We start from the raw sequence: 21,743 nt of genomic DNA, 5'->3' as shown, positions 1-21,743 counted from the left end.
CCTCAAGACTGCCCATGCTCCAGGTCCGCCGGAGCGGTTCTCTGTTCACGCCCGTGCTGCTGTTTGTGTTGGGTGCTTGTCAGGAGAAATCAACGGCGGCCCCGCGGCCTCCCGTCGAGGCTCCTCCCGTGGCACCCGTGGCCGCGGCCGCTGCTCCCGACGCGGGTGCTCCCGGTGCCACGGCCAGCCCCCGGCCCGAGGAGCCCGCCGCGGCGAGCCACACCTTCTCGCGCCTGAAGGGCTCGCCGCGTCCCGCCTGGTTTCTCTGTGATGGGACGAACCGGCCCCGGATCGCCGTCGTCGAGCGCGACGAGGGGGGATCCACCGCCACGCTCACCTGGGTGGAGAAGCGCAAGGGTGCTCCGTCCACCCAGCAGACCTACGCACTGGGAGAGGTGTCTCCCGGAGCCGGCCAGCGTTTCTACCCGCTGCTCCAGGACGGCAAGGAGGCGGGCAACCTGCATGCGGTCAACCCTGGCATGTTGCCCGAGCCCGACCGCGCGCTGATTCCCCCCTTCGTGAGCCTCCAGGCGGGTGGGGTGGACCTGTCCTGCCGGTGGATGCTGGGCGTGCGGGTGATGGGCTTCGATGGCACCCGCAGCGTGCTCGTCACCCAGGAGGCGAATGGCTTCACCTACCAGTCCTTCGACTTCACCGCCGCCGCCAAGGCGAAGCAGACGCGGGTGGAGGGTTATGGCCAGACGACTCCGGCTTCGCAGACGGTCCAGGGCGGGACCGAGGAACGCACCCCGGACGGCTCCATCTTCACCTTCCGCAACGAGGGCTATACGTATGTCCTTCGGGCGGGAGGGGAGGCCTCGTTGGAGGTCTTGAAGGACGGGCGCTCCGTACAGCGCTCCGACCTCCTCGCCTGGACCTACGCTCCACCTCCGCGCTGAAGCCCGCTAATAGATGCCCGTGAGCGATACACCGGAGAAGGTGCTGTAGGCGCGCAGCATCACGTAGACGCGGGTGGCCGTGGTCTGCGCCGCGATGGCGCACGACTCGGCATTGCCCGTCTTGTACGGGCGGCAGTCATACGCGGTCGTGGTCGGGGTGGCGCCCGCCTTCACGTACAGGTCCGCGTCTCCCGTGCCACCGTTCATGACGAACGAGGACGCCGTGTTGGCCGGCACGTCCAGGTAGTAGTACAGCTCGCTGCCCGTGGAAGCGCCCAGGCCCGTCTTCGCCACGCCGTTGGTCAATGTGGCGGGCGGGGGCGGCACCCCGACGCCCACGCCCACCGCGGTCCAGGCCGCCGCCACGGAGGCGATCTCCGCCGAGGTGTAGCCGAGTGCCGTCGCGACCTGTCCGGTGTACGTCTTCGCCTGGGCGAAGGAGGTGGAGGCCGTGAAGTAGTCCGTGTTGGCCCTGTAGAAGATGCGTCCGGCCTTCTCCACGCCGATCGCCGTCACGACCGTGGTGCTCTTGCCGCGCGGGTGCGTGCCGCCCTTGGTCAGGAGCGCATAGGCCAGGTTGCTGATGCCCGAGCTGTAGTGCACGTCCTTGCTGCCCGCGCTGCTCGTCCAATAGTCGAGCGAGACGCCGTCCTTGGCCGGGTCGTCCATGTAGCGGAGCGCGTCACCGGCGGTCCCCGGCGTCCAGACGTCCTCGCCGATCTTGTAGATGTCCGGGGCCGTGGACCAGGTGCCCGAGGCCCAGCTCTCGCACACGCTGGCGAAGATGTCGGAGAGGGACTCGTTGAGCCCGCCGGACTCGCCCGAGTAGATGAGGTTGGACTCGTTCTCGGTCACGGCGTGGGTGAGCTCGTGCGTGGTCACGTCCTTGTCCAGGCCGAGCGCGAGCGAGTTCACGCCGTCGCCATCGCCGTACACCATCTGCGTGCCGTCCCAATAGGCGTTCACGTAGTTGGTGCCGTAGTGGACCGTGGCCTTCAGTGTCGCGCCCGCGTTGTTGTACGAGTCGCGATTGAACAGGGTCTTGTAGCAGTTGTAGGTCTCGCCCAGGTTGTCGTAGGTCGTGTCCACGATCACGTCTCCCGTGGGGGGATCTCCCTCCTTGCGGACGACCGTGTTGGTCTTCCCCGAGTAGACGATGCGGTTGAGCGCCGTGTGGATGTCCGCGTCGCGCCGCTCGATGGAGCCGTTCACCGCGTTGACGAACACGTGGTCCCGGATGGGCAGCGTCGCGCCCTCGCCCGTCACCACGACCTCATAGACCAGCTTCAGCGTGCCGCCGTCGCTGGAGCGGACGTACACCAGACGCGGCTCGCCCTCGGTGGCGAGGTGGCGGCCCGCGGTGGCATTCAGGGCGGCGCTCCTCGCGGCGTCACCCGCGATGCTCGGCCGGGTGGGGGCCTGCTCTCCATCACGCGCCGAGCCATTGGCCGCGTAGATGAGGCCGGTGGCGTCCTGGTGGAGGATGATCTCTCCGCCGATCACCGGCAGCCCATTCTTCGTCTGGCCGTAGCGGGTATGGAGGTGGCCCTGCTCGTCCCGGTGCGAGCGCGTCCGCACCAGCTCGGAGGGGTTCAGGCGGAACACCGCGGCGATGTTCGACAGTGACGAGCCCGCGGCGAGGCCCTGGGGGGTGCTCAACCGGCCCTTGATCATGAAGGGAACGCCATCGTCGTGCGAGCCCACGATCTCGGCGGAGGGAAGTGCCGCGAGCGCGGCCTGGACATCCCCGAGCGAGCCGAAGCCGGCCTCCTCGGCACGCGCCTGTTCAGCGGATGATTCCGACAACTCCGTTCCACAACCCGAGACAGCGAGTGAGAGGCAGGCCGCGAGCATCCGAGTACGCATCCGGTGTTTCCCCCGTGAAGAGCCATGGCGGATCGCCAGGGTGGCGCAGTATGAAGGATCGCGAAATCAGTAATCAACGGGATAACATTTACTTCAGTGAAATCCGGTTCGAAGCTGCGGGTGGCCTGTTACGAGGACGCGCCATGAAAGCGATTCGCTACCACCACATCGGGGGCCCCGAGGTCCTGCGGCTCGAGGACGTGCCGGAGCCCGAGTTGGGGCCAGGGGAGGTCCGGCTCCAGGTCCACGCGGCCGGCGTGAACTTCGCGGACACGGAACGGCGCCGAGGGCTCTATGACACGAAGGTTCCCCTCCCGCGGATTCTCGGGAGCGAGGCCGCCGGAGTGGTCCGCGCGGTGGGGCCGGGAGTGGACGAGGCCCTCCTGGGACAACGGGTCGTCACGCTGACGACGGGGTGCTACGCCGAGTTCGCGAAGGCCCCCGCGAGTGGCCTCGTCGCCCTGCCAGACGAGGTGTCCTTCGAGGAAGCCGCCGCGGTGCCGGTGCAGGGCCTGACGGCGTACCACCTGCTGCACACGGTGGCCCGGGTACAACGGGGACAGTCCGTGCTCGTCCATGCGGCGGCGGGGGGCGTCGGGGTGCTGGCGGTGCAAATCGCCAGGGCCCTGGGCGCGCGCGTCTTCGGCACGGTCTCGAGCGAGGCCAAGGCCCGGCTCGTCCAGGAACTGGGTGTCGACGAGGTCATCCGCTACGACCGCGAGGACGTGGTGACGGAGGTCCACCGGCGCACGGACGGAGGGGGCGTGGACCTCGTGCTGGACGCGGTGGGGGCGAGCACGTGGGAGGCGAGTCTCCGGGTGTTGGCTCCCTTCGGACATCTGGTGAGCTATGGCTCGGCGAGTGGCCGGCCCCCCGCCCTGGACGTGGAGACCCTCTACGAGAAGTCATTGAAGGTGAGCGCGTACTGGCTGCACACGCGGCATCCTCCGGGGTCTCATCACCGGGCCCTCGAGTCGCTCATTCGCGACGTCGCGGACGGGAGACTTCGGATCCTCATTGGCCTGAAGCTGCCGCTGGCCGAGGCGGCCGAGGCACACCGGCGGCTGGAGGGCCGGGAGACGGTGGGCAAGGTGGTGCTGACCGTGGCGGGGTAGGGCCGCACGGGGCCATGACGAAATGACAAGAATGACGGCACCACCTTGAATCTCAGGCGGATTTGCTTTCACTTCCGCCAGAAGCGCCTCGCGCGGGCGGACCTTGCTTTCGTCCTCCGAGGAGGCTCACGAGCGATACCACGCCCCACCACACGGCCGCCCAGAAGCCGGCAACCAGGATCCACCCCAGCAGTGAGGGCCCTGGCCATCCCCCGGACTCCGCCTTCCCGAAAACGGGGAGGCCCACCGCTCGCAAGACCATGAGGGGCAGGTAGACCGAACCGGCCACCGCGGGGCCAATGGCCTCGGGAGGAAAGGCCGTTGCGAGCAATTGCAGCGTCAGCAGCGAACCCCACAGCACCAGGCGCGGTCTCATCGTTTCATGGCCTCTCAATCCGCTTTCTTCCTAGCCGAGGGGAAGCTCGAGCGTGGCCGTGGCGCCCTTGTCGGGGCCGTCGCTCTCCAACGTGAGCTGCCCGCCCAGCATCTGCGCCGCCAGCGCGCTCGAGTGCAGGCCGAAGCCATGACCGTTCTTGCGCGTGGTGAAGCCGTGCGTGAAGAGCCGCTCACGTGACTCGGGGGCGATGCCCATGCCGTTGTCCACCACCTCGACGCGGACCTTGTGCCCCTGGGTGGAGAGCCGCACGTGCAGCCGCCGCTGGCTCTCCGGGAGCACGTCCAGCGCGTGCTTGGCGTTGCTGATGAGGTTGATGAGGATCTGCAACACCTTGTGTTTGTCCATCTGCACCATGGGCAGCACGGGCAGCTCCCGGGTGATGGTGATGCCATGGCGCTTGAGCGAGGCCATCTGGATGCGCAGGGCATCGTCGACGAGCTGGGCGAGGTCGCACTCCACCGCCAGGACGGCGGTCTTCGCGTAGGTCTGTTGCACCTGGACGATGGCGCGGATGTGCTCGATGTTCCGGCCCATCTCCTCCACGTCTCCCAGCAACTTCTCCTGTTCGCGCAGCAGCTCCTCGGACAGCTCGGCGAGGTAGTCGGGGATCTGCCGGCCTCGCGAGTCGCCCGTGAAGAAGTCCGAGAGATCCTCGCGGTGCTCGAGAATCATCGCGGAGACCTGCTTCACCCGGCTCACGCGCGAGTCGCCCACGGCCCGGCGCAGCATCTCCACGTTGATGACGGCGCTGGTGAGCACGTTGCCCACGTTGTGCAGCACGTTGGAGGCGACCTCGCTCATGCCCACCTCGCGCGCCGTGTCCACCAGTTGGGCCTGGGCTTCCTTCAACGCGCGCGTGCGCTCCTCCACCCGCTGCTCGAGCGCGTCGTTGGCCCGGCGCAGGGCCGCCTCGCCCCGCTTCACATGCTCGTACAGTCGCGCGTTCTCGATGGAGATCGCCGCCTGCGAGGCGAGGTGGCTCAGCAGGATGAGCCGCTTCGGGTTGAAGGCGTTGGTGGCCAGGTTGTTCTCCAGATACAGCGCTCCGCAGAACACTTCCTGGCGCATCAGCGGCAGGCACAGCACCGAGCGGGTCTCGTGGCCGCGCAGGTACTCGTCGGACGAGAACGGATGGGGTTGGGCGGCGTCGTCGATGTGGACGTGCTCGTGGGTGCGCTTGACGTAGCCGATGAGCGTCCAGGGCAGCTCCTGGGAAGTGCCTTGCTCCCCGACCCGCACGGCGCTGTCCTCCGGTGGGCCTCCGGAGATGGCGGCCACCGAGAGCGTGTCCCCGTCGGGCAGCAACAGGGCGCCGCGTTGGGCTCCGGCGTTCTCGATGGCCACCTGCAGCAGGGTCGTCGCCAGCCGCTCCAGGACGATCTCCCGGGAGATGGCCTGCTGTGCCTTGACCACCGTGAGCGCGTCGACCTGGGTGGAGTCCGTGGTGGCGGTGGTGGCGTCCTCGACGTCGGTCCGGGAGGGCTCGAGGCCTGGCCATCGGGACTCCAGGTGACGCACCTTGCCCAGGGCTCCCCATTGTTGGTACGCCGCCCGGGCATCGCGCGCGAAGGTGAGGGCGGTGGTCGTCGCCCGCCGCGCGCGCCAGAAGTTCGCCGCGAGTTCGGCCGCGATGCCGGTGTTCTGGGTGAAGCCGTTGTCGCGCGCCGAGCGGATGGCGTCCTCATAGGCGATGATCGCGTCATCCAGCCGCCCCGTGAGCCGGGACAGCTCCGCGAACACCATGCGCTCGGGGGCGCGGAAGGTCTCGGGGCAGTTATCCGCCCAGGACGCGAGCTGCTCGTGGTGCCGCTGGATGGCCTCGAGGGTCTTCTCCCTCGCCGCCGTCGCCTCGCCCTCGCAGGTCGCGGCCAGCGTGAGGGCGCGGTAGAGGTGGAAGTCCAGGATGTTGATGCTTCCCCTCATGACCCAGATGTACCCGGCCACCTGGTTGGCGGCCTCGAGCGCCTCCTCGTAGGCGCCGCACATGAAGCGGGACTTCATCTTGACGAGCCAATAGGTGCTGCGCGGGCCGTTCAGTCGCGAGGACTTCAGTGACGCCTCGAACGCCTGCTCGTCGAAGTCCTCTCCGCTCAGCGTGTCGAACGAGAGCGAGTGCCCGCGCAACTGTCGCACGTAGCTTTGATGGAGCAGGAGCATGCTCCGCGCATCGGCGACCCCCGCCCTCTGCGAGAAGTCGCCTCGCACGAGCGCTTCCTGGTGGACGTCATCCAGGTGGTGCCCCATGGCGAGGCGGTTCAGGGTGATGGAGTTGCCGCAGTAGGCGGCCACCTGGAATTCTCCCTGCTGGACGGCGTGCTGGAAGCCCTCGATGACGAGCTGCTGGGTCACGGCGAGGGGCTGGGCCCAATAGCTGATGAATTGGAGGCTGAAGAGCACCTTGGCCCGCTGTGAGGACAGCTCGTGGTGCTCCAGGTGCTGCCGGGCGAGCACTCCCAGCGCATAGCCCTCCCGGTAGTGGTTGAAGTGGGCGCCGGCCATCACCCCCAGCCAGCTGAACCCGGACAGGGCGGCTTCCGTGAAGCCGTGCCGGATCGTCAGGGTGACCATCTGGCTCAGGTTGATGATGAGCAGGTGGGGATCGATGAAGAAGGATGAGGAGAAGAGGGACAGGAGGGCGTCCATCGTCAGCTTCATGTCCGGATCCGTCATGCGGGGAAGCGCGTCGAGGCTCCGGATGGGGTTCTCCCGGAGCAGTGCCCGCACCTCCTCGTAGGCGGCCGTCGCTTCCTGGGCGGAGGGGGCCGCGGGGATCGACATGCCCAGCAAGGCCAGACACTCCAGGATGCAGGCGCTGGCCTCCTTCATCCGGGACGTGCCCAGGTAGAGGTCATTCAGCAGCAGGTAGGTGGCCACCCTGTCCGCGAGGGTGGGCGCCCGGGTGAGGAGTCCCTCCATCAGCCGGCCCGTCTCGGCGGGATTGCCGCTCATGAGTTCGCACTGGGCCCAGGCGAGCCGCACCTGGAAGGCCAGCGTGGCGTCCGTCTCCCACGGGTCCCCGGGAATGAGCGAGAAGGCCTTGGTGAAATAGGAGATGGCGGGGCGATGCGCGATGGAGGCCTTGGCCTTCATGCCCGCCTCGGCGTTGAGCCGCGAGAGGCGGTGGCGCTCCGCGGGCTCGTGGATGAGCTCGACCGCGTCGTTGAGCTGGCTCACCACGTCGAAGAGCTTCTGGTGCAGCTCCTCCGGAGAGAGGCTCGCGAGCAGCGTCCGGCCGATGCCCAGGTGGATGGCCTTGCGCTCCTCCGCGGAGATGAGGGCATGAGCCGCTTGGTGGATGCGATCATGCAGGAAGCGGAACTGCTCCGGGCCGTCGCGCGTCAACAGACCCTCCTGCAGCGCGGGGGCGAGTCCCCGCTCCACCTCGTCCTCCCCCTGCTGTCCGGACAGGGTGTTCAGCATCGCGAGGGAGAAGACGTTGCCCACGCACGCGGCCAGGCTCAGCAGGCGTTGGACCCACGTGGGGAGCTGGCGCAGCTTGGCCACCATGAAGTCGACCACGTTGTCCGAGTAGCCCCTGGCCTGGATGCGCTCGGCGTCCCACTGCCAGGTGTCCTGGGGCGTGCGGGTGAGCAGGCCGTCGTGGTCGAGCGCGAGCAGGAGCTGGTTGACGAAGAACGGGTTGCCGCCCGTCTTCTCGCGCACCAGCGCCGACAGGGGGACGACGAGCTCCGGGCTCGCTCCGGGCAGGGCGTCCGTGACGAGCTGCTGGAGCTGCTGCACGCTCAGTGGCTCGAGCCGGAGGTCGGTCACCCGGGCGCCTGACTTGCGCGCCGCGTCCAACGTCAACATCAGGGGATGCGAGAGTGAAATCTCGTTGTCCCGGTAGGCGCCCAGCAGCAGCAGGGGGGGCGTCTCCGGGTGGGTGAGCAGGTGCTGGATGAGCTGGAGGCTGGCCAGGTCCGCCCACTGCAAGTCATCCAGGAACAGCACCAGGGGTTGCTCCGGCGTGGCGAAGACGCCGAGGAACTGGCGGAACACCCGCCTGAAGCGGTTCTGTGCCTCGGAGAGCGTCAGCTCCTGGACCGGGGGTTGCCGGCCCACGATGCGCTCGAGCTGGGGGACGAGCTCCACCAGCACCTGGCCCTTTTCCGCCCAGGCCGCCTGGAGGCGCTCGCGCCAGTGGGCCAGCTCCTCGTCGCTGCCCGCCATCAACTGCTGCACGAGCCCGCGGATGGCCTGGGCCAGCGTCGCGTAGGGGATGTCGCGCTGGAACTGCTCGAACTTGCCGCTCAGGAAGAACCCACGCCGCTGCACCACCGGCTTGTGCAGCTCCCGCACCACCGAGGACTTGCCGATGCCGGAGTAGCCGTGCACCAGCATGAGCTCCGCGGCTCCTCCCCGCGCGACGCGCTCGAATCCCCGCAGCAGCGTGGCGACGTGCGTCTCGCGCCCATAGAGCCGCTGAGGCAACTGGAAGCGTTGGGGGCTGTCCGCGGTGCCCAGGGGGAACGCCTCGAGCGCTCCGTCGCGGCACTTCTCCAGATCGATCCGCAGCCCCTCGGCGCTCTGGTAGCGCTCCTCGGCCGTCTTGGCCAACAGCTTGAGCACGACGGCCGAGAGGGCGGGAGGCACGCCGGGGACGAGCTCGTGGGGAGGCTTCGGACGTTGGGCGATGTGGGCGTGGAACCACTCGAGCGCGTCCCGTCCATGGAAGGGGCGCAGTCCGGTGAGCAGCTCGTAGAACGTGACCCCGAGCGAGTAGAAGTCCGTGCGGTAGTCCACCTGGCGATTCATCCGCCCGGTCTGCTCGGGCGACATGTACGCGAGTGTCCCCTCGATGAGGGAGGCGGGCGCCGCCTCCTGGTGCTCCACCCGTTGGAGCGTGGCCACCCCGAAGTCGATGAGACGGGCGCCGCCCTCGGGCTCGGCGATGATGTTGGCGGGCTTGATGTCCTTGTGGATGACGCCGTGGCGGTGGACCTGCGCGAGGGTGGAGGCCAGCGAGAGGGCCAGCTCCAGGAACCGGGGCACCTCCATGGGTTTGCCCACGAAGTCGGCCAGGGGCTCGCCCCGCAGCCGCTCCATGAGGATCACGGGCCGGCCGAGCACGTCCTCCTGCGAAAAGGCGCGGACCACGCCGCCCACCTCCCGCAGCCGCCGCAGGATGCCGAACTCCCGGCGGTAGCGCTCGCGCTCGCGCAGGTTGGGGGATTGGACGGCGGGGGTCTTGATGATGACCGGCAGGCCATCCGACTCACGCACCGCATGAAAGAGCACGCTCGCGCTGGTCGTGCGCAGCGTACCGAGGAGCTTGTACCCTGGGATGTCGAGCATCATGCGTCGGCCGGGGCGCTGACACGCTTGGGCGCAACCGTCATGGGGTGTAACAGGGTCGGAGGGACTCCGTCATGTGCATCCACTCCGCTGGCTCGCCTCCCCCCCGTTGAACCCGGACTGACGGCATCTCCAGGGATGGACCCCGAGTTCAAACCCCAGGGTTGCGGAGCAGGGCGGCTCAGAAGTCGAAGGTCGCCAGCGCCTGCGCCACCACGCCCGTGGGGGCGGAGCCGCGCGGCGAGCTCCAACCCACCAGGCCCTGCAACTGGAAGCCCTTCCACACGTAGGAGGCGGTCGGGCCAACCACGAGGCCGAAGGGCCGCCCCATGTCCTCGGGCGTCTTGAACTCGTCGACGAGTTCGAAGTGGACGCGCCCCTCCAGGCCCGCGCGGAAGGAGGGGGTGAGCTGGTACGACGCGAGCGAAGCCGCCTCGAAGTCCACGTCGCCCCGGTGGCCCAGGCCCTTGCCGACGAGCACGTTTCCCGTCAGTCCCACGCGTCCGAGGGTCCTCCCGAACGCCAGCTTGGCATCCAGCTCGGAGCCCGTTGATTCCATGCCCACTGCCCTGAAACGCACGAGGGCCGTCAGGTTCACGGGCGCGACGGCCTCGGAGAGCAACTGCCAGCGCACGGAGGCCGTGGGCGTGAATGAGCCTCCCTGCCATTGGGAGGAGACGCCCAGCGCGAGGTTCGTGACGGGGGACCACAGCAGGGACGCGCCCAGGCTCGTGACGGAGGCGTCCGCGCCATCGTCTGACTGATTGAGTCCGCCCCCCGCGCTGACCCGCACGGTGCCCGCGCCGGGCACCGCGGCGGCCTCGGTGAGCAGCGTATCCCGCATGTTCCAGTCGTCTTCGGCGGCGCGAGCGAGCGTCGGTGGACCCAGCACGAGGAACACGAGCATTCGCGAGGTCGTCTTCATTCTGTATGAGAGCCTTCATTGCTCCGTGACGGGCAAGTCGGGACGAAGTCGGGCGGGCGAGGACTGTTCATCCGCGAGCACCCCGTTGAATCCGGCTGGGTGTTTCCAGGTCGTCGAGGGCCAGGGGTCTCCAGGCAGCCGAGCAGGGCTCTGCCGGGGAGCACTTGGCGCGAGGCTTGACGCATCCCACCCTTGCCTCCCAGTCAGCGGAGGGGTGGAGCATGGCGATGTGGCGTGAAGGGATGGGGTTGTTCCTCCTGGCGTTCGGTGTGGGTTGTGGCGGTCCGCTTCCGGACGAGGGGGAGGAGGTCGCGACGCGGGACGTGGCCTCCGCGCTCCTGTGCCTTCCGGACGAGGCGAGCACCCAGCGGGTGCGCACCATTCTTCCCCCCACCGACCATCCTCCTCGCCTGGCTTCGTTCCCGGAGTCCTTCGAGGAGTTCCGTGGCCAGCTCTACTTCGCCGCGAACTTCGACGACGGCCGCAGGGCCTTGTGGAAGAGCGACGGCACGGAAGCGGGGACCGTCCTGGTGAAGGAGTTCCCAGTCACCGAGGCGCACATGACTCCCTCGGTGCGCGAGCTCACGGCCTCTCCGTCCCTGCTCTTCTTCCAGGCGGCGGATGCCGAGCACGGGTCGGAGTTGTGGGTGAGCGACGGGACGAGCGGCGGAACGCGACTCCTGAAGGATCTGACGCCCGGAGTGGAGGGCTCGTACGTGTCGCACCTGACGGCGCTGGGTGGCCGGCTCGTCTTCTTCCGGGATGTGTATGACCCGGTGTCCTCGTCGTCGCGCGGCGAGCTGTGGACGTCGGATGGTACCGAGGCGGGCACGGTGCGGGTGCGCGACTTCCCCGAGGGAACCGAGGTGAGCAACGCGGCGGGCCGGTTGGGCGGCGCGCTGCTCTTCTTCGCCCGGGACGCGTCGGGCACGGCGCTGTGGAGCACGGACGGCACGGCGGGGGGCACGGTTCGCCTCAAGCGCCTGGATGCCGGACCCGACAGTGCGTACGCCAGCGAGCTGCGCATCTCCGGCGGACTCGCCTTCTTCGCCTTGCGAGAACCGACCAATGACACCGAGGTGTGGAAGACGGATGGCACGGCGGCCGGGACGGTGCGTCTGAAGACCTTCGGCCCCTCGCGCGGCGTGCGCCTGCTCGACATGCTGGGCTCCTACCTGTACCTGACGACGACCTCGTACAGCACCCAGTACATGGTCCTGAACCGCCTTCCGGTGGCGGGGGGGGACTCCACGAGCATCTTCACCATCCCCAACCCCTACGCGAGCCAGGGTGAGGCGTTTCCGTACGTGACGGACGTCAGTGTCGCCCCCCAGGGCACGAAGATCTTCTTCTCCTTCTACATTGGCAGCTCGGGCCCGGCGCCCCGGGACGCGCAGCTCTGGGTGACGGATGGGACGGCCTCGGGCACGACACTGTTGCGCCGGCCGTTGAGCCTGTCGGACGAATACGGCTCGCCCGTCTACGCCGTGAGCGACGAGCTCGTCTTCTTCAGCGCCTTCGAGCAGGAGTCGGCGGGCCTCGAGCCCTGGGTGTCGAACGGCACGCCCGCGGGCACGCGGAGGCTGGAGGACATCGCGCCCGCCAGCATCGGCAGTTCCTACCCGCGGGAGTTCCTCCGCGTGGGGGGTCGCGTCTTCTTCAGTGCCTTCGACGAGACCCAGGCCAACCAGTTGTGGTCCACGACCCTGCGCGACGCGTGCGTGGCCCCGGTGCGCGAATAGAAAAGGGAAGGGGACCCACACCCGGAACGGTCCGGGCCCCCTTCCGTCCTCAGTCTCCTCGCCGCTTGGAGCGTGAGCGCTCCCAGCCGGCCTGGGTGAGGCTCTTCACGTGGCGGTGGTGCTCGCGCCGCGCGGCGGCGTCCGACTGACGGGCGTGGTAGGCCTGCTCGCGCCGCAGCTTCTCGAAGCTCTCGAGCCGCTCCTCGTCGAGCGTTCCCTCGGCCACGGCGGCACGCACCGCGCAGCGCGGCTCTCCCCGGTGCGTGCAGTCCCGGAAGTGGCAGTGGGCGGCCAGCGCCACGAGGTCCGCGAACGCCTGGCCGAGCCCCTCTTCCTCTCCTCCCCACAACCCGAGCTCGCGCATCCCGGGCCCATCGATGAGCAGCCCGCCGTGCGGCAGGAGGAACAGCTCGCGGTGGGTGGTGGTGTGGCGGCCCTTGTCGTCCTCGGGCCGCACGGCCTGGGTGGCCAGACGCTCCTCGCCCACGAGGTGGTTGACGAGGGTGGACTTGCCCACGCCCGAGGAGCCGAGCAGCGCTCCCGTCGTCGCGGGGGGCAGGTGGGCGCGCAGCGCCTCGAGGCCCTCTCCGGTGTGGGCACTGAGCGCGAGCACGGGGACTCCGGGGGCGAGCGCCTCGACCTCGCGGACGCGATCGGCCACCTCGGGGGCGAGGTCCGCCTTGCTGAGGACGACCACGGGCGAGGCCCCGCTGCTCCACGCCAGGGTGAGCGCCCGCTCGATGCGGCGCGGGTTGAAGTTGCCATCCAACCCCGTCACGAGGAACACCACGTCGAGGTTCGCGGCGATGAGCTGCCCCTCGTGCTCGCTGTCCGCTTCACGCCGCATGAGGACGCCGCGGCGCGGGAGCACCTCGTGGATCAGGGCCTCGCCCGGGCCAGATGGGGGTTGCAGCGCCACCCAGTCCCCGACGGTGGGCAGGGCCTGGGCGCCGGAGGCGTGGTGGAGGAGCCGTCCCGAGGGGCGCGCGAGCAGGCGAAGCTCGGAGGTCTGGACGGTGAGCAGCCCGCGCTCCTGGCGCACGACGCGGCCGGGGACGAGGGGCAGGGAAGAGCTGTCGAGGACAACGGAGAACGCGTGGGCGAGGGATGGACCCCAGCCGAGGGATTCGAGGAACACGGTGAAGGACTCCGGGCAGAACGGTGCCTGCGGCGCACCTGAGGACTCGAGGGCACCCAGCAAGGAGCGGGACCGCGCTGCGTCGGACCTTCGGGGCCTGTCAGGCGGCCCGCGCCCCCTGGGCGAACAGGACAGCGACCGCGACAAGATCAAGGGCGGCGTTCATGGTTGCCTCCAGGAGGTTCATGGGGCGGCGTCCATCGCCCCCCATGGGGTTCAACATACCGTGGGCGTGCTTCCCTTGGCGAGGCCCCACGCTCATGGCCTCCCCCGCCTTGTCATCGGGTGTCCCGGGTGTTCAGTGCCTGGCTTTGGAACACCGTGTCAACCAGGCTCAGGACGACTCGGGCCTGGACCACGAGCAGCAGGGCCAACATCACCAGCACCACGAGGATGAGTGGCCCTCGCTGCTTCTGGGGGAGCTGGGAAATGCCCCTGTTGAAGAACAGCCAGGCGAACAGGAGGATGAATCCGGTTGACCCGCCAATGACCGCTGTGGGGAGCCGCTCGGGAGGCGCGGCGTTGACGACGAGCGAGCCGGCGACCAACAAGGCAATCGTGGTGGTTCTTACCTTCCGGGACGTGAGGGTCCGGGCGATTTGAGCAGGGGTATCGAGCATGGGCGACTCCGTGCGTCGAGGAAGTGAGGGGGGGCGTGATTGCTTCTCCGCACCGCTCCAGGTCCACGCACGCACCTCGATGCCCATGCTCCACCCCGAGAGGCGAGCAAGGCTGGGACAGGCGCCTCGGGTCGAACTCAGCCGGGCGCTGTCCTGAGGGTTTGGGTGACGAGGCAGTCACCCATCCGTGAGAGCAATGGCGTGATCGGTGGGCCTGGGGCGGGGCCAGCGCAGGCGGGCGCGAGGATCATCCCTCGCGTACCGCCGATCATGGCTCCGAGCAGGTCACCAATCAGCCATACGTGGCGATGATCCTCATCCATTCGCTGTGGCTCTAGAGGCATGGTCATTCTCCTCCGTCGTCGGGGGCATTCGAAGGGGAAGACTCCAGGGCCGACATTTGTGAGTCACGCTAGTGGATGGAAACTTCGAACGGCATGCGGGCGTAGACGCCAGCCGGGTCGTTGAGGGAGCGCAGGACCTCCACCTGGTGCTGGACATCGGCCAGCAGCACGTCCACCGACGAGCGGGCCTTGGGCCGGGCCTCCTCGTTCAGGGACTCGGCGAGCTGCTCGGCGAAGGACTTGCGCCCCTTGGGCATGTCCATCCGGTAGTCCTTGTCCACCCCCGCCTTTTCGGCGGCGAAGCGGGCCGCGTCCTCCAGGGTGCCCAGCTCGTCCACGAGCCCCAGCTTCTGGGCCTGGACTCCGGACCACACGCGGCCCTGGGCGATCTCCTTGAGCTTCTCCCGGTCCAGCTTGCGGCCCTCGGACACCTTGTCCAGGAACTGCTCGTAGATGCGATCCGTGAGGGCCTGGATGCGCGCCAGCTCCGCCTCGCCCTGGGGGCGCGTGACGGTGCCCAGGGTGGCCATGCGCGCCGTCTGCACGCCATCGAAGGTGACGCCCAGGTCATTGGCCAGCTTCTGGAAGTTGGGCAGCAGGCCGAAGACGCCAATGGAGCCCGTGAGGGTGTTGGGCGCGGCGAAGATGCGGTCCGCGTAGGCGCTGATCCAATAGCCCCCGGACGCGGCATAGGTGCCCATGGAGACCACCAGGGGCTTGGTCTTCTGGGTGAGGATGACCTCGCGCTGGATGAGATCCGAGGCGCTGGCGCTTCCACCCGGGCTGTTGACGCGCAGCACCACGGCCTTCACGTCGGGATCCTGCCGCAGCTTGCGCAGCTCCCGGCTGAGGCGATCCCCGCCCACCTGGTCCGAGCGCCCCTCTCCGTTGACGATCTCTCCCTCGGCGTACACCACGGCGATGCGGTTCTTGCCCTTGCCGGGGCGGACCTCGGTGCCGGCATAGGCGGCCAGATCGACCTGGTTGAAGCTCTTGTTCTCGGAGTCGGTGCCCGACAGCTTCTTGAGCTCCTCGATGACCTCGTCGAAGGACGCGACGCGGTCGACGAGCCCGGCGACCTGGGCCTCCTCGGGCAGGAGCATGCCCTTGTCGTCCGCCAGGGCCTGCAGGGCCTCCGGGGTCAGCTTGCGATCGGGGGCGACCGTGGTCTTCCACTCGGTCCACAGGTCGTCCAGCAGCATCTGCATCTGCTCCCGGCTGGGGTCGCTCATGCGGTTGAGGAGGAAGGGCTCCACCGCGGACTTGTACTTGCCGACGCGGGTGACCTGCACCTGGACGCCGAACTTCTGCAGGGCATCGCCGAAGAACGTGGTCTCGGACGCCAGGCCATTCATCTCCACCCTGCCGGCGGGGTTCACGAAGAGGGGCGAGGCGACGGAGGCCAGGTAGTAGTCGCGCTTGGCCCAATCGACGTTGTAGGCGAGCACGGGCTTCTTGGCCTTGAAGCGCTGCAGCGCGCCGCGCAACTCGCGCAGCGCGGCGGGGCCCGAGCCGTAGCCGGCGGGCACGAGGTTGCTGGTGATGTAGAGCCCCACGATGCGCTCGTCCGCCGCGGCCCGGTCCACGGCCGCCACGGCGGTGGCGAGCGCCAGGGTCCGGCTCTTCTCTCCCTGGAGGGCCGTCTGCAGGGATTCCGACACGCCCGGCGCGCTGGCGTGGTCCAGCAGGTTCATGTCCAGGTCCACGACGAGCACGGCCTTGGATGGCACCGGGGGCTCGCTGGAGCCACCCACCACGGCCACGAAGCCCACGAACAGGAAGACAAAGCCCACGACGAAGACACCCAGCGCCACCAGGCAGGCGAAAAGCGTCTTGAAGAAGTCCTTCATGTATTCACCCCGAAGAAGCGCCCAGCATGCCGTGACGGCCGCCCGGCGCGGGTAGGAAAAGGTGCCACGGTTTCCAGTCAACGCTCATTCGCGGACGAAGGAGGCCGCCCGCCAGGCGCCCTCCGGCCGGTTTCCGGGGGGACGTCCCTGGGCTCGGGCTTGAGCGGAATCTCCAGGGTGGCCGTGGCCCCCTTGCCGGGGCCCTCGCTCTCCAGCCTCAGCCGCCCTCCCAGCATCTTCGCCGCCAGCGCGCTCGAGTGCAGGCCGAAGCCGTGGCCGTCCTTGCGCGTGGTGAAGCCATGCGTGAAGAGCTTGCCCTGGACGTCTGGCGCGAGGCCCACGCCGCTGTCCGTCACCTGGACGCGCGCCCACCCGTTGTCGGCCGTGAGCCGCACGCACAGGTGCCGATGCTGCTCGGGCATCGCGTCCATGGCGTACTTGGCGTTGGCCACGAGGTTGACGAGGATCTGCATCACCTTGTGCTTGTCGAGCCGCAGCCGGGGCAGGAGGGCGAACTCGCGGGTGAGGGTGACGCCGTGGCGCTGGAGCGAGGCGTACTGGATGCGCAGGGTGTCGTCGACGAGCTGCGCCAGGTCGCACTCCTCGGTGAGCAGCGGCGTCTTCGCGTAGGTCTGCTGCACCTGGACGATGGCGCGGATGTGCTCCAGGTGCCGGTTCATGGCGTCCAGGCTCTCCTGCAGGGTCGTCTGCTCCTTGATGAGCTCGGCGGCGAGCGCGGACACGTAGTCGGGCAGGCGGCTTCCCCGGGGATCCTTCGTGAGGAAGTCCACCAGCATCTCGCGGTGCTCCTCGAGCAGCGCGGCCACCTGCCGCACCCGGACGACCCGTGACGCGCCCACCGCGTGACGCGTCGTCTCGAGGTTGACGACGGCGCTGGTGAGCACGTTGCCCACGTTGTGCAGCACGTTGGAGGCGATCTCGGACATGCCCGCCGCGCGCGCCATCTCCACCAGTCGGGCCTGGGCATCCTTGAGCTCGTGCGTGCGCTCGTCCACGCGCCGCTCCAGCTCGTCGTTGGCGTCGCGCAGGGCGGCCTTGGCCTGATGGATGTCGGCGTAGAGTCGCGCGTTCTCGATGGAGATGGCGGCCTGGGAGGCGATGTGCCCGAGCAGCCGGATGCGCGCCGGGGTGAAGGCGTCCGCGGTGAGGCTGTTCTCCAGGTAGAGCACGCCGACGAGCTCCTCCTGGCGCAGCAGCGGCAGGCAGAGCACCGCCTTGGCCCGGCCGCGCTCGAAGTAGTCGTCGGAGGCATAGGGATGGGGCCGGGAGGCATCCCCGATGAGCACGTGCTCGTGCGTGCGCTTGACGTAGGTGAGGAGTGACCACGGCAGCTCGTGGGTGGCGTTGTCCTCCGGGAGCACCACGGTGCCCCCCTCCACCACGTTGGAGATGGCCACCAGCCGCAGCTTGTTGCCGAGCGGGCGCAGCAGGGCGCCTCGTTGGGCGCCGGCGTTCTCCATGGCCACCCGCAGCAGCGTGGACACCAGTTGCTCCAGGACGATCTCCCCGGAGATGGCCTGCTGGGCCTTCACCACGGTGATCGCGTCGAGATGCGTCGCGGTCGTATCGGAGGTGCCGCGGTCCGGAGCGCTCGCCGTGCTGGAGAGCGAGGGCCACTGGCCATCCAGCTGCTGGACCTTGCCGTGGGCCCCCCACGTCCGGTACGTCTCCCGCGCCTCGCGGGCGTAGGCCAGGGCAATGCTCTTGACTCCCCGCTTGAGCCAGAAGCGCGCCGCGAGTTCATTGGCGAGCGCGACGTTCTGGAGGAAGCCGTGCTCGCGTGCGGAGTGGAGCGCCGCATCGTAGGCGTGCATCGCCTCGTCCCACTGGCCCTGGCGGTAGGCGAGCTCCGCGGACACCAGCCGCTCGGACGCGCGGAAGCTGCCGGGGTTGTGCTTCGCCCAGAGCTCGAACTGTCGCTGGTGCCGCTGCATGGCCTCGAGGTAGTCCCGCCGGGCTTCTGGCGCCGCGTCCTCGCAGCAGGCGGACAGGGCCAAGGCTGTGTAGAGGTGGAAGTCGACCAGCTGGATATGGCCGACCGAGGACCAGAGGAGTTCCTCGGCCCTGGTCGACGCCTGCCGCGCCTCCTCGTAACGGCCGCACATGAAGCGCGACTGCGTCTTGGTGATCCAGTACCAGCACACCACGGTGCTCATGTGCGGTTTCAACGACAGCCCGAGCTCGAAGGACTCCTCGTCGAAGTCCTCTCCGTTCAGCGACTCGAAGGAGGGTGCCAGGCCGCGCAGCTGCTGCATGTAGCGCTGGGTGTGCTGGATGACTTGCTGGACGCCCTGGTAGCCCGCCTTCCGCGCGAAGTCCATGCGCGCGATCGACTCCTGGTAGACCTCGTCCAGATTGTGCCCGTGGACGAGGCGATTCGTGATGATGTGGTTGCAGCAGTAGCAGGCGGTCTGGAAATCGCCCGCCGGAACGGCCAGCTGGAAGGCGTTGCGGATGTATTCCAGTGAGAGGGTGAGGGGCTGGGTCCAGACGCTGATCATCTCCATCGAGTAGAGGCTTCTCGCCCGGGAGGTGGAGAAGCCGTGGCGCTCGACGAGGGCGAGGGCCAGCTCGCCGAAGGCATGGCCCTCCAGGTAGCGCCCGAACCGGTCACCCAGCGTGATGCCGTACCACGCATAGCCATTCGTCATGGCCTCGCTGTTGCCGTGGCGCAGGGAGAGCGAGACCATCCGGCACAGGTGGAGGACGAGCAGGTTGACGTCCGTGAAGAGCGCGGGCGTGAACAGGGCGGCGAGGACGCTCATCACCACCTGGATGTCCGGGTCCGTCATGAGCGGCAGTTCGAGGAGGCTCCCGATGGGGCGCCCTCCCATCAGTGACCACACCTCCGCGTTGGCGACCTCCACCTCCTCCCGGGAGGGGTGGAGGGGCATGGGCATGCCCAGCGAGGTCAGGCACTCCAGCAGACAGGTCACGGCGAGCAGGGTCTCGCTGGTGGCGATGTGGATGTCGCTCAACAACACGGACACCAGCGCGAGCTGCGCGGAGGTCCGTGCCCGGGGGCGGAGCGCCTCCGCGAGCTGGCGTGCCCCATCCGTGTTGCCGCTCATGAACTCGCTCGTCGTTCGCTGGAGGCTGAGCTGGAAGGTCAGTGCGTGCTCGTCCTCCCAGGAGTCGCCCGGCAGCAGCGACAGGGCCGCGGTGAAGTAGGTGATGGCCGAGCGGTGCGCGGTCGAGGCCTGCGCCTTCCTGCCCGCCTCGGCGTTCAGCAGCGCGACCCGGTGGCGCTCCTCGGGGAGCACGAGCAGCTCGGCCCCGGCGTTGAGCTGGTTCACCACGTCGAAGAGCTTCTCGCGCGCTTCCTCCGGGGTCAGGCTCGCCAGCAGCAAGCGTCCGATACGCAGGTGGATGGCCTTGCGCTCCTCCTCGGGAATGAGGGCATGGGCCGCCTGCTGGATGCGGTCGTGGAGGAATCGGTACTGCTTCTGGCCCCCCTGCATCAACAGGCCTTCCTGGAGCGCGGGCTCGAGTCCCCGCTCCACCTCGTCCTCCGCTCTGTCGGAGATGATGGCCAGGGTCCGCGTCGGGAAGGCGTTGCCCGCGCACGCCGCCAGGCGCAGCAGGTGTTGGGTCTGCTCGGGGAGCTGTCGCAGCCGGCCCACCAGGAAGTCGACGACGTTGTCGGAGTAGGCCCGGGCCCGGATGCCCTGCTCATCCCATTGCCAGCGGCCCTCGGGCGTGCGGGTCAGCAGCCCGTCCTGATTGAGCGTCCGCATGAGCTGGAGGAAGAAGAAGGGGTTGCCTCCGGTCTTCTGGTGCACCAGGTCCGAGAGCGGCTCGATGACCTCCTGCTCCGCGCCCGGGAGCGCATCGGTGATGATCTGCCGCAGTTGTTCCTGGCTCAGGGGCTCGAGTCGGAGTTCGGCCACCCACGCGCCGCCCTTGCGCAGCTCCTCCCGCGCCAGCATCAGCGGGTGGGAGGGGCTGACCTCGTTGTCGCGGTAGGCGCCGATCATCAACAACGGCGGGGTGTCCGGGTGGGTGAAGAGGTGGCGGATGAGCCGGAGGCTGGCCACGTCGGCCCACTGCAGGTCATCCAGGAAGACGACGAGCGGGTGCGCGGGGGTGGAGAGCACCCCGAGGAAGCGCTGGAAGACCCAGTCGAAGCGGTGGTGCGACTCGGCGGGTGAGAGCGTGGGGAGCGGTGGTTGCTTGCCCACGACGAGCTCGAGCTGGGGGACCAGATCCACGAGGAACTGCCCGCTGTCCTCCCACGCCTCACAGAGCTGTTGGCGCCATACCTCGAGCTCCGCGTCGGTGCCGGCCAGCAGCTGGCGCACCAGGCCTCGGATGGCCTGGGCCAGGGTGGCGTAGGGGATGTCCCGCTGGAACTGGTCGAACTTGCCATCGAGGAAGAGGCCTCGCCGCTGTACGACGGGCCGGTACAGCTCGTGCACCACCGCGGACTTCCCGATGCCGGAGTAGCCGCTGATCAGCACCAGCTCCGGATGCCCGCCCCGGGCAATGCGCTCGAAGGACTGGAGCAGCGTGTTCACCTGCGCTTCGCGCCCATAGAGCCGCTGGGGCATCTGGAAGTGGGTGGGGATGTCGTGCTCGCCCAGGGGGAACGGCTCGAGTTCTCCTTCCCGGCCGAGCGCCTCCTGGCAGCGCAGCAGGTCCGCCTTCAGCCCGTCGGCGCCCTGGTAGCGCTCCTCGGCCACCTTGGCCAGCAGCTTCATCACGATGGCGGACAGGGTGGGGGGAATGGCCGGGACGCGCTCGTGTGGCGTTCTCGGGATCTGCGCCATGTGGGCGTGGAACCACTCGAGCGCATCGCCCCCGTGGAAGGGCAGGGTGCCGGTGAGCAGCTCGTAGAAGGTGACCCCCAGGGAGTAGAGATCGGTGCGGTAGTCCACCGAGCGGTTCATCCGCCCGGTCTGCTCCGGGGACATGTAGGCCAGGGTTCCCTCGATGAGGAGGGCGGGGGCCGCCTCCACGTGCTCCACGCTCTGGACGGTGGCGCTCCCGAAGTCGATGATGCGCGTTTCCCCCGAGGGCAGGAGGATGATGTTGGCGGGCTTGATGTCCTTGTGGATGACGCCGCGACGGTGGATCTCCGTGAGCGTTGACGCCAGGGAGATGGCCAGCTCGAGGAAGCGCTCCACGCCGAGCGGAGTCCCCACGGTGTCGGACAGGGCGGTTCCGCCTTCTCCTTCCAGCAGGAGCACCGGCCGCCCGCCGCTCAGCTCGCATCCCAGGGCCCGGGGCACGCCGCGCACCTCGCTCAGCCGCTGCAGGATGGCGTGCTCCCGGCGGTAGTCGTCGTGCTCGCGAGTGCCGGGGTTCGCGGACATGGGCATCTTGACGATGACGGGCAGGCGATCCGAGTCGCGCACCGCGCGGTACAAGATGTTCGTGCTCGTCGACTTGAGCTTGTCGATCAGCGTGTAGCCAGGAATGCCGACCATATGAAGACTGTCCACCTTGGTTGAGCCCCCCGCTCCCCACGATCCGGAGGGCGATGGCTCGCGACTCGCGGACGGGGCTGGTGCCGGCCCGCTGCCGGGGCT

General features: G+C 68.7%; 10 protein-coding genes. 3 read left to right on the top strand and 7 right to left on the bottom strand.

Annotation, left to right across the window (positions count from 1 at the left end):
- Positions 1–128 precede the first annotated feature (128 nt).
- A complete protein-coding gene (locus tag CYFUS_RS51970; RefSeq protein ID WP_095989400.1) occupies positions 129–899 on the top strand; it encodes a hypothetical protein in 771 nt (256 codons plus the stop codon).
- Positions 900–905: 6 nt separating this feature from the next.
- Here the strand turns inward: CYFUS_RS51970 and CYFUS_RS36440 are convergent, their stop codons facing one another.
- On the bottom strand, positions 906–2,765 hold the full coding sequence (locus tag CYFUS_RS36440; protein ID WP_095989399.1) for a M4 family metallopeptidase: 1,860 nt from the start codon (positions 2,763–2,765) through the stop codon (positions 906–908).
- A gap of 143 nt (positions 2,766–2,908) precedes the next feature.
- On the opposite strand from CYFUS_RS36440, the gene CYFUS_RS36435 reads away from it, so the two are divergent.
- Complete coding sequence (locus CYFUS_RS36435) at positions 2,909–3,880, top strand: quinone oxidoreductase family protein (RefSeq protein ID WP_095989398.1); 972 nt, start codon at positions 2,909–2,911, stop codon at positions 3,878–3,880.
- A gap of 406 nt (positions 3,881–4,286) precedes the next feature.
- Here CYFUS_RS36435 and CYFUS_RS36430 read toward each other — a convergent pair whose 3' ends face one another.
- Positions 4,287–9,572, bottom strand: coding sequence for a trifunctional serine/threonine-protein kinase/ATP-binding protein/sensor histidine kinase (locus CYFUS_RS36430; protein ID WP_095992449.1), 5,286 nt, complete (start codon positions 9,570–9,572; stop codon positions 4,287–4,289).
- Between the two features lie 181 nt (positions 9,573–9,753).
- Positions 9,754–10,497 carry a hypothetical protein gene (locus CYFUS_RS36425; protein ID WP_157758863.1) on the bottom strand — a complete coding sequence of 248 codons (744 nt, stop codon included), beginning with the start codon at positions 10,495–10,497 and terminating at the stop codon, positions 9,754–9,756.
- A gap of 221 nt (positions 10,498–10,718) precedes the next feature.
- Here CYFUS_RS36425 and CYFUS_RS36420 point away from each other — a divergent pair, with 221 nt between their 5' ends.
- A complete protein-coding gene (locus CYFUS_RS36420) occupies positions 10,719–12,239 on the top strand; it encodes an ELWxxDGT repeat protein (RefSeq protein WP_232537008.1) in 1,521 nt (506 codons plus the stop codon).
- Between the two features lie 49 nt (positions 12,240–12,288).
- On the opposite strand, the gene rsgA is transcribed toward CYFUS_RS36420, so the two are convergent.
- The 4 genes from rsgA to CYFUS_RS36400 all read right to left on the bottom strand — a co-directional run bounded on the left by rsgA (position 12,289) and on the right by CYFUS_RS36400 (position 21,641).
- Complete coding sequence (gene rsgA / locus CYFUS_RS36415) at positions 12,289–13,377, bottom strand: ribosome small subunit-dependent GTPase A (protein WP_095992447.1); 1,089 nt, start codon at positions 13,375–13,377, stop codon at positions 12,289–12,291.
- A 278-nt stretch (positions 13,378–13,655) separates the two neighbouring features.
- On the bottom strand, positions 13,656–13,997 hold the full coding sequence (locus CYFUS_RS36410; protein ID WP_095989396.1) for a hypothetical protein: 342 nt from the start codon (positions 13,995–13,997) through the stop codon (positions 13,656–13,658).
- A 412-nt stretch (positions 13,998–14,409) separates the two neighbouring features.
- Positions 14,410–16,191, bottom strand: a complete 1,782-nt coding sequence (gene sppA, locus CYFUS_RS36405) for a signal peptide peptidase SppA (protein WP_095989395.1) — start codon at positions 16,189–16,191, stop codon at positions 14,410–14,412.
- A 77-nt stretch (positions 16,192–16,268) separates the two neighbouring features.
- Positions 16,269–21,641, bottom strand: a complete 5,373-nt coding sequence (locus tag CYFUS_RS36400; protein ID WP_095989394.1) for a trifunctional serine/threonine-protein kinase/ATP-binding protein/sensor histidine kinase — start codon at positions 21,639–21,641, stop codon at positions 16,269–16,271.
- Between the last annotated feature and the right edge of the window lie 102 nt (positions 21,642–21,743).

Source organism: Cystobacter fuscus (assembly GCF_002305875.1).
In the GTDB taxonomy this organism is placed as follows: domain Bacteria; phylum Myxococcota; class Myxococcia; order Myxococcales; family Myxococcaceae; genus Cystobacter; species Cystobacter fuscus_A.
This window is presented reverse-complemented; position numbering and strand designations above follow the sequence as displayed.